Source organism: Pseudomonas sp. 1152_12 (genome assembly GCF_052850675.1).
In genome coordinates this window covers 483,328-496,639 of record NZ_VXCW01000001.1, presented here as the reverse complement: position 1 = coordinate 496,639, position 13,312 = coordinate 483,328, and the positions used below count along the sequence as shown (strand labels likewise).

Genomic DNA, 13,312 nt, shown 5'->3' with positions numbered 1-13,312 from the left:
GGGTGTGTTCCCGAAAGCGCTATGTCAGTTAATCAATCTGGACCTGATGCGCCGCTATCGGGGGCAAGCCCCACATTTGACCTGTGTCGCGCATAGAATGGGTCAGAACTCCTGATGTGCCGGCAACACCGGCTTCTTGGCCTGGAAGGCATAGCCCTGCTGACCGTCTAGCACCTTGTTGGCGCGCTGAATATCGATGTCTTTTTCCCAGCGGGCAATGGCCACGGTAGCGACACAGTTGCCGATCAGGTTGGTCAGTGCGCGGCCGATGCCCATGAACCAGTCCACCGCCAATACCAGCACTAGACCCACCACCGGAATCGCCGGGATGGCGGTGAGGGTCGCTGCCAGGATCACCAGCGCCGAGCCTGGAATCCCATGCGCGCCTTTGGAGGTAATCAGCGACACCAGCAGGATGGTCAGCAAGTCGGTCATTGACAGCGGCGTACCGGTGGCGTTGGCGATAAACACGATGGCCAGGGTCAGGTAGATGGAAAAACCGTCGAGGTTGAACGAGTAGCCGGTAGGGATCACCAGGCCCACGGTGGAGCTGCCAATGCCCAGGTGCTCGAGTTTACGCATGATCTGCGGCAACACCGCGTCGGACGACGCGGTGCCCATCACGATCAGTAGCTCTTCGCGCAGGTACTTGAGCAGTGGCAACATGCGCAGGCCCGACAGGCGCATCACCAGCCCGAGGATCACCGCCACGAAGGCAAAGCAGGTCAGGTAGAAAAGCCCCACCAGGCTGCCCAGGTGTTGCAGCGAGTCCAGGCCGTAGGTGCTGGTGGTGAACGCGATAGCACCGAATACGCCAATCGGCGCCAGGCGCACGATCATGCCCATGATGCGGAAGATCACATGGCTCAATTCATTGATCAGCCGCGAGATGCCGCTGGCCGCTTCACCCACCAGGTTCAGCGCGCTACCGAATAGTACTGAGAACAGCAGTACTTGCAGCACGTTGTTGTCAGCAAAGGCGCCGATCACCGAATTGGGGATCAGCTCCATCAGGAACTGGCTGGTACCGCGAATATGTTGACCCTTGTCGGCCAGTTCGTTCAAACCGGCGGACGACAGCTGTTCCAGATGGATATTTGCGCCTTGGCCGATTCCGGTGCTGAAGGCCATGATCAGGCCGATCACCAAGGCGACGGTGGTCAACACTTCAAAGTAAATCACCGACTTGAGGCCAATGCGCCCAACTTTCTTCAAGTCGCCGGCGCCGGAAATACCGCTGACCACCACGCAGAACACAATCAGGCCAATCAGCATTTTGATCAGCTTGATAAAGCCGTCACCCAGGGGTTTGAGTTGCGAGGAGAATTCGGGAAGGGCCAGGCCGCAGGCTATGCCGAGCATCAGGCCAATCACGACTTGCAGGAAAATCGAACGCGAGCACCATCTGAGCATGGGAGGGATCTCTATTCGGTGCCCTGGTGGTTCCAGGGCTTAATTGTTGTGGTCTTACCGGTAAGTCCAGTGCGCGGCCAGTCTACGCTGGGTTTTTTTCAAATCACAAGTAAATATTGGACGGTGCCTAGGTCCCGGTCTGACCAGTTGGTCGGTAAGGTCGATGCTTGAGCGGTTGGCGGGTTGGAAAATTTTTCGCTTATCATCCACGGCAAGATTGGCGAGGTGATGGATGGACGAACCTGGATTGACCACGGATGTAACAGGGCGCACCCACTGCACTTGGCGCACAGCGGCGGCGGAGTACCCGCGTTACCATGACCACGAGTGGGGCGTGCCGGTGGCCGACGATATCCAGCTGTACGAGAAAATCTGCCTGGAGGGGTTTCAGGCGGGTATGGCGTGGATCACTATCTTGCGCAAGCGCGAACAGTTTCGAGTGGCGTTCGAGGGCTTCGATTTTCGCCGTGTGGCGCAGTACGGCGAGGCGGATATAGAGCGCTTGATGAATGATCCCGGCATTGTTCGCAATCGGGCGAAGATTGTGTCCACCATTAACAATGCGCGCAGGGCGTGTGAGCTGGTGGAAGAAACCGGCTCGCTGGCACGGTGGATATGGGCGTTTGAGCCGAGTGATGAGGAGCGCCCGGCGGTGGTGGACATGGCGTACTGGACCGGTAATCCGACGTCCCCGGCTTCGGTACGGTTGTCGAAGGCGTTGAAGAAACGTGGCTGGACCTTTGTTGGCCCGACCACGATGTACGCGCTGATGCAGGCGATGGGCATGGTCAATGATCATTTGGAAGGTTGCGTTTGCCGAGCGCACATCGAAGACCTCCGCCGCCAGTTCAAACGCCCCTGAATGATTGGCTGAACCCGCTCCCACACGTGTTCAGCAACGTGGCGAATTATTGTTTAAGCGGCGTCAGCACCTCAGCCTTATCATCCAGCACCATCACTACCAGCAGCTTGGCCGGTTCAGTCTGGCTGGCATTGCTCGATTCAAAGTGCCGCGAACCGGCCGGTTCATAGAACGACTCACCCACGTTGTAGGTAATCGCCTTCTCATCATTGACCCGCGACGTAACCTGGCCTTGCAGCACATACGCCACGGCCGTGCCGGTGTGGCTATGGGGCGCGGTGGCCTGGCCCGGCGCGTAATCAACGGTGAGCATGATGGTTTTCTTGCCTGGCACATTGGTCAAGGCATGCGCTTGCAGCACCTTGATGGATTCTTGGTTGTACACTGGTTCATGGGCAAAGGCGCCGAGTGAGGCGAGCATCAGGGTGGCAGCGAGCAGTGGTTTCATGATGAGGTTTGCGCAGTAATCGAGACCTCATCACCCTACGCCGCAGGCGGCAGGCCACCAATGACCAATCCATTGGAAAACCTGCTAGCCAATCTGTTGCAGAATATCGCGCACCCTGTCCAGCGCCGGGTCGATGTCCAGCAACTCGATGGCACCAAAACCGATGATCAAACCGTGCCGAACGGGTGTGTCATGGAAGAACACATCCACCGGGTAAAGCCCCACCTCCATCCGCCGCGCCAACGCCATCAGCAACGGGATATTCACCGCCACCTTACATAGCGCCGCCATGTGAAACCCCGCTTCAGTGGGCACCGCTTCAAACCACGGCGACAAGTCACCCGCCAGGCGCTGCAGGATGCGTTCGCGGCGCCCGGCGTACACCGTGTGACAGCGGCGGATATGCTTGAGCAGGTAGCCTTCGCTAATGAACTTGGCCAGCGCCCATTGTGGCAGTGTGGAGCTGTGTTGGTCGGTCAATTGCTTGGCCTTCAGCACGGCGCCGTAAATAGCTGGCGGCAGTACCGCATAACCCAGGCGCAACTCCGGCAGCAGGGTTTTGGAGAAGGTCCCCACATAGGTCACGATACCGCGCGTGTCCATGCTTTGAAGCGAGTCGGTAGGGCGGCCTGCGTAGCGGAATTCGCTGTCGTAGTCGTCCTCGATGATAATCGCCCCCAGCTCGAATGCGCGCGCCAGCAAGGCTTCGCGGCGCGACAGGCTCATGGGCATGCCGAGAGGGAACTGGTGAGAGGGCGTCACGTAGATCAGCCGCGTGCCATTGGGGATCTTGTCGACCTGAATGCCCTGTTCGTCAACGGGCACGCCGGCAACGTTGGCGCCCATGGCCATGAACAACTGGCGCGCCGGGCTGTAGCCGGGGTCTTCCATGGCCACTGTGGTGCCCGGTTCCAATACCACGCGGGCGATCAAATCCAGCGCCTGTTGCGCGCCATTGGTGACCACGATGTCGTCGGCACGGCCTTTCACCCCACGGGAAAAGGCGATGTGCCCGGCGATCGCTTCGCGCAATGCCGGCAAGCCTTCAGGCTGGCTGTAGAAGCCGCTGTCACGGGCGATACGGCGCAACGCATCCTGGGTACAGCGTCGCCATTCATCCTGCGGGAATTGATTGCGCGTGGTGGCGCCGCCGATAAATTCATAGCGCAGGGTACTGTCGCGCGTGGGGTGGCGCATGGGGGAGGGCAGCGTCGCCCATTTGCTCAGGTTGGCGGCGCAGGCCAGGTCGGTGGCGGTTTGCAGGCGTTGGGTGGCTGGCGTGTTGGCGTTGACGAAGGTGCCACGGCCAGTCTTGCCCACCAACAGGCCTTCGTAGGTGAGGGTGGCGTAGGTGTCGGACACGGTCTTGCGTGATACACCGATTTGCTCGGCCAGCAACCGGCTCGGCGGCAGCTGCGCGCCGGCGGCCAGGCGCCCGGACGCAATGGCTTCACGCAACTGCTGGTACAGTTGTTCAGCCAGGTCTTTGCGGCCGTTGATGACTACGTGCAGTTCCATATCTTTTCCTGAGGCACACACTCTGCGCCCAGATTACGCGCTCGTGTGGCGCACTCAAAATGGTCTGCGCATAAACCGCTTGATTGGCTATAGAGCTTATGGCGTGAGGCCCCTAGGCTGGGACGTGATGACCTACCCCGCCCGAGAACCGCCCATGGAACCGCGTCTGGATTACTACACTGCCTCACCGCAAGCGCTTAAAGGCATGTTGATGCTTGAGGCGGCGACCTTTGACCTGTCCATCGAAAAGCCGTTGTTGGAATTGGTCAAGATCCGCGTGTCGCAACTCAACCACTGCGGGTTCTGCACCGACATGCACTCGATGGCTGCACGCCAGCGAGGCGAGACCGAGCGACGCTTATTTGCAGTGTGTGTGTGGCGTGATTCGCCGTTTTTTACCGCGCGGGAGAAGGCCGCCTTGGCCTGGAGCGAGTCGGTAGCGAAGCTGCCGACTTCAAGCGTCTCGGATGAACTCTACGCGACGGTGCGCGCGCAGTTCAGTGAACAGGAACTCGTGGACCTGACCATGGCGGTGTCCAGCATCAGTGGCTGGAACCGCCTGGCGGTGAGCTTTCGCCAGCAACCGCCGAATGCGTGATCAGGACAGGAAGCCGCCGTCCACATTCAGCGACACACCGGTGGTGTAGCTCGATGCGTCACTGGCCAAGAACAACACCGCACCGGCCATTTCGCTAGGGTCGGCGACGCGCTTGAGCGGGATCTGCGCCAAGGCCATTTTCAGGATCGCGTCGTTCTTGACCAGCGCCGAGGCGAACTTGGTGTCGGTCAGGCCCGGCAGCAGGGCGTTGCAGCGAATGCCAAACGCCGCGCACTCCTTGGCGAATACCTTGGTCATATTGATCACGGCAGCCTTGGTCACCGAGTAGATGCCTTGGAACACGCCCGGGGAAATTCCGTTGATCGACGCGACGTTGATGATGCTGCCGCCGCCGTTGTCGCGCATCAGCTTGCCGGCTTCCACCGACATGAAGAAGTAACCGCGGATATTCACGTCAACGGTCTTCTGGAATGCGCCCAGGTCGGTGTCCAGCACGTTGCAGAATTGCGGGTTGGTCGCGGCATTGTTGACCAGGATATCCAGGCGGCCGAACTGTTCGCGGATGTCGGCGAACACTTGGGTGATCTGCTCCATTTCGCCGATATGACAGGCAATGGCGGTCGCCTTGCCGCCGTCGGCGATGATCGCGTCAGCCACGTGCTGGCAGCCTTCGAGCTTGCGGCTGGAGACGATCACGTGGGCGCCTTGTTGGGCCAGCAGCTTGGCAATCGCTTCACCGATACCACGGCTGGCGCCGGACACAAAGGCAACCTTGCCGTCGAGGTCGAACAGGTGGGTCTTGGACATAACAACTCCTTAAAGGGTGGATTTGCCAATCACATTCAGGCTCATTTGCTCAAGCAGCTTGTTCATGTGGATGAACTGGGCAAAGCGCTTGTCCTGGGTCTGGCCGTGGAAGAAACGGTAGTAAATCTGCTGCACGATGCCAGCCAGGCGGAACAGGCCGTAGGTGTAGTAGAAGTCGAAATTGTCGATCTGGATGCCCGAGCGTTCGGCGTAGTAATCGACGAACTGGCGGCGGGTGAGCATGCCCGGCGCGTTACTCGGCTGGCGGCGCATCAGTTGCACGGGCGCAGGGTCGGCAGCTTCGATCCAGTAGGCGAGGGTGTTGCCCAAATCCATCAGCGGGTCGCCTAGGGTGGTCAGTTCCCAATCCAGTACGCCGATGATTTGCATCGGGTTCTGTGGGTCGAGGATCACGTTGTCGAAACGGTAGTCGTTGTGCACGATGCTGGAGGTCGGGTGGTCGGCTGGCATCTTGTCATTGAGCCAGGCGCGCACCGCTTCCCAGCGCGGGGCGTCGGGGGTCAGGGCTTTTTCGTAACGGTCGCTCCAGCCGCGAATCTGCCGTGCGACGTAGCCTTCAGGTTTGCCCAGGTCGGCCAGGCCGCAGGCGGCGTAGTCCACGTGGTGCAGCTCGACGAACTTGTCGATAAAGCTTTTGCACAGCGCCTCGGTCTTGGCCGCGTCCAGGCCCAGCTCGGCCGGTAGATCGGAGCGCAGGATGATGCCGTTGACCCGCTCCATCACATAAAACTCGGCACCGATCACCGATTCATCGGTGCAGTGCACATAGGCTTTGGGGCAATAAGGAAAGCCGTCTTTAAGCTGATTGAGAATGCGGTACTCGCGGCCCATGTCGTGGGCAGACTTGGCCTTGTGGCCAAACGGCGGGCGACGCAGCACAAATTCCTGGCCCGGGTATTCCAGCAGGTAAGTCAGGTTGGACGCGCCGCCAGGGAACTGGCTGATCTTGACCGTGCCGCTAAGACCTGGAATATGGGCCTTGAGGTAGGGATCGATGAGGCTGGCATCAAGTTCTTCGCCTGGGCGAATCTGGGTCGATTGGTCGTTGAGCGCCATGCTTATCCCTTCTGCTTATTCTAAAGGCCTTGGACTATTGGCTAATCTAATGCGCACCGCCGCCCAGCGACAAGGTCGGGGCGGCTTTATAGGTTAGCGTGTTGGATGATGATCAGCGGGCATGATGTGCTCAAATCACCAGCATGGCCCGGCCACCGGGGTTGCAGGACAGGTTGGCACCGATTTCGACTTTTGCCAGGTCAATGCCAAGGCCGGCGAGCAGGTTATTGACGATGGGGTCGAGCAGCGGCCCGAGCAGCCCGGCAATCAACCCGCCCAGGGTGGAAAGCAAGCCGTTGACCAGGCCGGTGACGAGGCCGAGTACGGCGCCCAGCAGGCTGGCCATTTTCGGCGGATGGTTGATCAGTTGGATGCCGGTGAGCGTCTCCTTGAGGCTGCTGACCACATTTGAGGCGGCGAACTGATAATAGGTGGGCGGCTGGTTAACGACGGGCGGTTCGGTGTAAGTGTGCGCGCGCTCGGTTTTCAGGACTTTGCTGTCGACGCGTATGCCCAGGCCGCCTGCCGCGTACGCCTGCCTGTCGCCACAGACTCCCGTGCCGCGCTTGCAGGTTTTAGTGCCAATATCCACCACCGGGTATTCGTCGGCGCTGAGCGCGTCCTTGGATGAAAACAAATGCTTGGAATCAACCTGACCAATCATCACGTGTAATGCCGAAGTTTCGCCGAGCACCGACAATGATTTTTCATCGCTGTCGCAACGGTAATCTGTGACCTTGGCAAAGCCACCGGCAGCTTCCAGGGCGATGTCGAGTTTGTCGCCGATTTCAAGGCTGGCGACCAAGCAACAATTAGGGTCGAGCAGCCCAAGAAGGCCGCCCAGCAGGTCGTTGAGTGTCTGTACCAGGGCGCCCAGCACGTTATTGACCAGCGTGACGATCGGCAGCTTTACCGAAATTAATGTACGCACCTGGGCCGTTCGAACGTGGATGGGTTGTTTGGCGATGTCCTTCGGGTTGCCGATGCTGGAGACCTGTGCGGGCTCGATCACTTTGGTCGAGACGGTGACACCGATCAGGCCCAGCACATCAACTGGCAACTCCACGGCGACCGCGCTCGCCTTGTTCGACAACTGTACAAAGCCCTGGATCAGGTTGAACAGTTGCAGGTTCACGTCCAGCGCACTTTTGTCCGTACCGTTCTGGATAGTGATCAGGTCGCCCACGTGCAGGATCTGCGTGCCCGGCGCGATCAGTTTGATGGCTTCAAGACTGTTGATCACCACGTTGACTGCATCACCGCCCAGCTTGAGCACATCGATAGCGGCTTGGATTAATTGGCCAACCGTGGCGTCAGTCTTGAGCAGCTGGTCGTAGTTACCTGCACTGACTTTCAATTGGATGGCCAAGGCATCCAGGTATTTGAGTAAGCTGATATCGGTATTAATCAAGCCGTTCCAGCCCACCGCGTCGAGTTGCAACTTGCCGCCCAGCAAGCCGCCGATCAGAGCGTTGAGAGCGACGGACTTGGTGCTGTCTACGGTTAACAAAGTGCTGCGTATGGTGAGTGACGCAACCGTCGGAGTCGGTGCGGCAGCGACCGCCGTGGCGCTCAAGAGCGTCATCATGTTGAGCGGTTTGGCCGAGAACAACGTGAGCAGTGCATGGGCGACGCTGGTGTGGACGCGATAAGTGGCAATCACCCTGATCGCGTCGGTTTTGGCCGGGTCGACGCTGAAGGTGCGCATAAAATCAGCGCCGGTGGCCAAGGTGCCGCAGGCGATCGTCAGTGTGCGGTTGTCGTTGATTTTGAAGGTGTTACGCGCCGCGCTTTCAGTCGCAAATTGTGCGGCCGTGTTATTCGGCGCCGCGCACTTGCCGCTACGGCTTACCGCTTCCAGCGCTGCGGTATCGGCCACGCGCTGCAACTTGCGCTTCTCCAAGTACAAGCGGCCGCTGTCGACCACCAGCAGCAGAAATAACAGCGCGACCCCAAGGGTGATGGCACCGATCAAACCGATGGCCCCGCGTTGGCGGGCTGGGCCAAGTCCATGGCCAAACATTGTGCGTTCCTTCGCCGGTCATGCACCGACGTCCTGAGCATACCCGCAGAGCAGTGTAGTCAGTTTTTGCATGGGCGATGGCTAAGCGCTATTAGTTGGTGGCGGGAGCATGACGGGGGTAAGCACGGGACGGCCAGCGAAGTATTCCACCAGGTTATCGGCCACGCGCTGCACCGTGTCGTGGGCCGCTTCCGGCGACAGGCCGGCCACGTGGGAGGTGAGCACGGTATTGCTCAGGCGCTTAAGGGTGTCCGGCACTTTTGGCTCATCGTCGAACACATCCAGGGCCGCACCGCCGATACGCCGTTGCTCAAGAGCAGCCACCAGATCGTCGGTCACCACCACGCTGCCGCGGCCGATGTTCACCAGGTAGCCGTTCGGCCCCAGCGCGTCCAGGGCGTGGCGATCGATCAGGTGACGGGTGCTCGCGCCGCCAGGCGTAGCCAGGATCAGGAAGTCTGAGGTGCGCGCCAGCTCCACAGCGGTAGCGCAGTAGGTGTAGTCGACATCGTCTCGGGGCTGGCGGTTGTGATAGCTCACCTCCATGCCAAAGCCGAGGGCCGCGCGCTTGGCAATCTCCATGCCCACCGCGCCGAGCCCGAGAATGCCCAGTTGCTTACCGCCCAGTGAAGGGCGCATCACCTTCGGCCACTCGCCGCGCCGCACGGCCGCGTCGTTCTGGGGAATACCGCGCACCAGCGACAGCAGCAACGCCATGGCGTGGTCGGCCACCGATGGCGCATTCACCCCGGCGCCGTTGGTCACCACAATGCCGCGGTTGCTCGCGGCCTGCAGGTCCACGTGTTCGTAGCCTGCGCCGATGACGCAGATGATCTCCAGCAACGGCAGCGCAGTGATTTCCTCGGCATACAGCCCCAGCGGTCCGCGGGTCAGCACGGCCTTGATCTGCCCACCATGGGTTTTGATCGCCTGGGCGCGCTCGGCCGGCGTCGGCGCCAGAATCACATGAAAGTCGTTGCTTTCGATGATTTGCAGGTAGTCGTTGATGGTTTCAACCAGGACCAGAACAGTGGTGGGCATCGGAAGGCTCTTCCTGAAGGGTTTGAGAGGGGGAGTATGCGGGATTTGTAAGACGGAACGTTTTGTTCAGTCATAAAAAATCCCGCAGAGGTGCTGTTAGAACGCAATACTTTGCGCCGTCACCCGCTTCACAAACGCCCCGGCCAGGGTTGCATTGTGATGCGCGATGATCGCTTCGGCCGACAACGCCGGGGTGTCCATGCAGGTATGGCCGTCCTCCGGCAATCTCACCGAAAACCCCAGTTCGACTGCGACTCGGCACGTGGTGTCGACGCAGAACTGCGTTTTCATCCCCGCAATCACCAGTTCGTCGACCTGTGCGGCTGCCAATTGCTGCGCCAGATCAGTGCCCAGGAAGCAACTCGGGCGGGTTTTATTGAACAGGTGGTCGCGGGTTTCGTCGACATCCAGGCCGGGGCACAGCTGCCAGAGCGGGCTGCCAACTGCAATCGGGGAGCCCGCCGGGCCCGTGTGACGGGCGACGAAGATCGGCGCCTTGGCGGCGCGAGCGCGCTGAATCAGTTGGTTGATGGTACCCAGTACACGTTCGCGCTCGAAGGGGGGTTCCGGGCCATCGTATAAACCGTTTTGCATGTCAATGATCAGCAGGGCAGTTGCCATGGTCTTGCTCCTTGCAGTGGCCAGGTGGCGGGGCAATAAAAAGGCCCCGTCCATTGCTGGCGGGGCCTTGGGTTGAATCCGGGGTGTTTCTAGTTCAAGCACCCACAGCAACCGCACGACCCGCCATAAGCGGTCGTGGTGGTGGTGCGAGTGAGGCATAGCTGAATAAGGTTCATGGCCCGATCATGCTGGCGTGGTCGCGCGGCTGTCAACGGTCGCTTCCGAATTCTTCACGGGCAGCAGCGTGTTTCGTGCGGGTCCAGGAGTTTTTCTGACGGGCCACTGCCGGGTGCCGCACGCGACAGGGTGAGGGCACCGTTCATCATCGCGTACTCAAATGGCTTTTGGCAGGCCTCTACACCTATCTGCGGGACACGCGAGACCTGGCAGGGCTCTCAGAATATAGGCTCGCATTGCGTGAAAAATAGGGACCGGTTGGCATTCGAAAATTGCTTTCTTGTGGCATGTATTCTGTAGGGTGCTGCAGCTTCAGGTAGGGCTTGAAGCCGCAGCAACCAGGACACGCTTATTGCGCAGTGCTTGCCTGCCTTACCTTGTTCTGCTCTGCCTGTGCTATTGGCATGAAGTCGTAGGTGGGGAAGAATTGCGTGTTGTACACACCCCACGCGGTATTTTCGATCGCCAAGTTGACCTCTGCCAGGCGCGACGCCGGCAGGCGCAGGACGATGACCTGCCCGATGCCCATGGTTATATTCCAACTGACGACTTCCACCCCGGCCGGAGGAAATGCTTTGTGAAACTCCTGCTTGGCCAGTTGTGCTTTCAGTGCGCTTAACGGCCGTGACTGATCATGTTTAAGAAACACCGTTAACATGACCGCGTTATCAGGCGTGGCAGCCGCATTTTTTGCAGTGGAGGCTGCGTCGGCGTTTGCCGTGGCTGCGCCTGGCCATAGAGCAATGGCTAATAGCGCAGGTATTAACAGTGACGTGAGTGGGGTACGTAGATTCATCTTGGGCTCCTGGCTTGTTATTGGCTTTATAGGGGGCGGTAGGTGTGGCTGTTAACTAGTTCGACATTGCCGTTTTTAGCGGGCCGGCATAAGGAGCGTGCACCACATAGATGCGAACGAGAGGGTTGCTGGCTACCATGTCGCGAGGTACTTCCCGAGAGTAGGTGAACTCGCTCTTATCAAGCTTTTCCAGGCGCCTGACGACGGTTTTGGTCGGGCCAATATCCGGGACCAGAATATGCGTCTGCTTGTCGCCGGTGACCAGGAAGTAGCCACCGCCGCCATCGGCGTATTTTGAAAGCCCTGTATCGGTGTGGAAGAATTCATAGCGGTTGCGCTGTGGGTCCCACATGGATATCCCTACGACACCGGGGTAGTTCGCCTTAACGTCCTTCTCGGGTTCACCCTCGATATAGACTTTGGTGGTCAACCACTGCGGGGAAGAAGCCAGCGCATAGACGTCTGATCCATGCTCTCCTTGTCTTGCGTAAGTTTCGGATGAGCTAAGTATTCCCGTAAGAAGCAGGCCGGCAAAAGCCGTAGTGAGTAGTCGCATTTCTAGAACTCCTAGGGGTCAAGTCAGCGATGTTTTTTATTTTTTGCACTCGGTGAGGGTTGGATAGTAGTTAGAAACTCAGGCGTTTCTCAATGGCTATGTCTATGTTCGTAACACACATATACAAATGGTGTTGCGGATGACTGATTTAGAAAAAAATGTATCGAAAATTGTTATTGGGTTCTTTTGAAAGTTCGGAGTACTAAGGGGGGCGATAAACGTGTCGCACGGCGGCGGTAAGTGGAAAGCGCTGCCGGCCCGCACGGTCATTTGCCCAAACGCGGCCGATGCGTTATGTATTAAGGGCCTTTTCGTCAGGCCTTCTGTGTTAAGTGCGCAACTCGCCCATACCCAGCAGCCGTTTTCCAACCATTCATCGGTTTGACAGGCCAAGCAGCGTGGTCAACTCAACAGTGGGATCACATCGAAGCGTGATGAAAATGCCTGCTCATCAATCGCGATGTCTTCAATACGCGCATGAATACCTCGGTGGCCTTGGACACAATTGATCTGTTCGCGTCCTCGTGCGGCGTTCTCAAGTGATGGCTGCAACCATTCATGAATTAATAAGCACCTGAGCATCCGACTTGCGCCTAGACTCCAATATGTCGCTGCATAGCTTTTGGTAATGATCCGAGAATGGCCGCCGTTGTGTGGCTTGTTTTTGTCCCCCCCTAGGACTCATAGCGCTATGAATGCAGCTAAAACATCACGGACGCTTTACGGATTGTTGCTTCTGATCGTCATAACATTCGTGGCGTTGGTTTATACGTTTTACTCGATAAAGCTCGCCTCCAAGGACTTATTGGCTTCCAGCGAAAAGCGCTACCACTCTTACCTACTGGCAGATGAGTTGCGGCAGAGTTCTGATGACCTGACGCGTCTGGCCCGAACCTATGCCGTTACGGCGGATCCTGAGTACGAACGCGAATACGTGCAGGTCCTGCAGATTCGCAACGGTAAAGCCCCTAGACCTGAGGGATACCATCGAATCTACTGGGATTTTGTTGCTGCCGGTAATCTGAAACCACGGCCAGATGGTGAAACAGTTGCATTGAGTGAGCTCATGCGTCGTGCGGGCTTCAACGATGCGGAGTTTGCGAGGCTTAAAGAGGCTCAGGATAAATCCGACGGTTTGGTCCAGCTTGAAACCAAGGCAATGAACGCCGTCAAAGGTAAGTTCATTGACCCTCAGGGCACTTACTCAATCAACGCTGCACCTGATTTGGCGTTGGCGCGTGACCTGTTGCACGGCCGCGAATATCACCAGTTCAAAGGGCAAATCATGAAGCCCGTTGACGAGTTTTTCGGCTTGGTGGAGGAACGTACCGATCAACAGGTAGCCGTCGCGGATAATACGCTGTCTCTATTCCAGAACCTGTTTATTGCCGTGCTCCTGGCGTTGATTCTGGAA

General features: G+C 58.5%; 12 protein-coding genes. 2 read left to right on the top strand and 10 right to left on the bottom strand.

Annotated features, from left to right (window positions below; genetic code table 11):
- Positions 1 to 102: 102 nt before the first annotated feature.
- A complete protein-coding gene (locus FW764_RS02185) occupies positions 103 to 1,428 on the bottom strand; it encodes a C4-dicarboxylate transporter DctA (RefSeq protein ID WP_446432628.1) in 1,326 nt (441 codons plus the stop codon).
- Between the two features lie 217 nt (positions 1,429 to 1,645).
- On the opposite strand from FW764_RS02185, the gene FW764_RS02180 reads away from it, so the two are divergent.
- Positions 1,646 to 2,275, top strand: coding sequence for a DNA-3-methyladenine glycosylase I (locus FW764_RS02180; protein WP_446432540.1), 630 nt, complete (start codon positions 1,646 to 1,648; stop codon positions 2,273 to 2,275).
- 46 nt (positions 2,276 to 2,321) lie between these two features.
- On the opposite strand, the gene FW764_RS02175 is transcribed toward FW764_RS02180, so the two are convergent.
- Together FW764_RS02175 and pdxR are read right to left on the bottom strand one after the other, a co-directional pair.
- Entirely contained in the window at positions 2,322 to 2,723 is a 402-nt protein-coding gene (locus tag FW764_RS02175) for a cupin domain-containing protein (RefSeq protein ID WP_446432539.1), read from the bottom strand.
- Positions 2,724 to 2,807: 84 nt separating this feature from the next.
- Complete coding sequence (gene pdxR / locus FW764_RS02170) at positions 2,808 to 4,241, bottom strand: MocR-like pyridoxine biosynthesis transcription factor PdxR (RefSeq protein ID WP_446432538.1); 1,434 nt, start codon at positions 4,239 to 4,241, stop codon at positions 2,808 to 2,810.
- Positions 4,242 to 4,395: 154 nt separating this feature from the next.
- On the opposite strand from pdxR, the gene FW764_RS02165 reads away from it, so the two are divergent.
- Complete coding sequence (locus tag FW764_RS02165; protein WP_446432537.1) at positions 4,396 to 4,839, top strand: carboxymuconolactone decarboxylase family protein; 444 nt, start codon at positions 4,396 to 4,398, stop codon at positions 4,837 to 4,839.
- Here FW764_RS02165 and FW764_RS02160 read toward each other — a convergent pair whose 3' ends face one another.
- The 7 genes from FW764_RS02160 to FW764_RS02130 all read right to left on the bottom strand — a co-directional run bounded on the left by FW764_RS02160 (position 4,840) and on the right by FW764_RS02130 (position 11,898).
- Positions 4,840 to 5,607, bottom strand: coding sequence for an SDR family oxidoreductase (locus FW764_RS02160; RefSeq protein WP_446432536.1), 768 nt, complete (start codon positions 5,605 to 5,607; stop codon positions 4,840 to 4,842).
- A 9-nt stretch (positions 5,608 to 5,616) separates the two neighbouring features.
- Complete coding sequence (locus tag FW764_RS02155) at positions 5,617 to 6,684, bottom strand: phosphotransferase family protein (protein WP_446432535.1); 1,068 nt, start codon at positions 6,682 to 6,684, stop codon at positions 5,617 to 5,619.
- A gap of 130 nt (positions 6,685 to 6,814) precedes the next feature.
- Entirely contained in the window at positions 6,815 to 8,707 is a 1,893-nt protein-coding gene (locus FW764_RS02150) for a pilus assembly protein TadG-related protein (RefSeq protein WP_446432534.1), read from the bottom strand.
- Between the two features lie 81 nt (positions 8,708 to 8,788).
- Positions 8,789 to 9,748 (bottom strand): 2-hydroxyacid dehydrogenase, encoded by a 960-nt coding sequence (locus tag FW764_RS02145; RefSeq protein WP_446432533.1) that lies wholly within the window; start codon positions 9,746 to 9,748, stop codon positions 8,789 to 8,791.
- Between the two features lie 96 nt (positions 9,749 to 9,844).
- Positions 9,845 to 10,369, bottom strand: coding sequence for a cysteine hydrolase family protein (locus FW764_RS02140; protein ID WP_446432532.1), 525 nt, complete (start codon positions 10,367 to 10,369; stop codon positions 9,845 to 9,847).
- A 526-nt stretch (positions 10,370 to 10,895) separates the two neighbouring features.
- The gene (locus tag FW764_RS02135) at positions 10,896 to 11,342 is read right to left on the bottom strand and encodes a hypothetical protein (protein ID WP_446432531.1); all 447 of its coding nucleotides are present in this window, start codon (positions 11,340 to 11,342) and stop codon (positions 10,896 to 10,898) included.
- Between the two features lie 55 nt (positions 11,343 to 11,397).
- A complete protein-coding gene (locus FW764_RS02130) occupies positions 11,398 to 11,898 on the bottom strand; it encodes a DUF4822 domain-containing protein (protein WP_446432530.1) in 501 nt (166 codons plus the stop codon).
- Positions 11,899 to 13,312 lie beyond the last annotated feature (1,414 nt).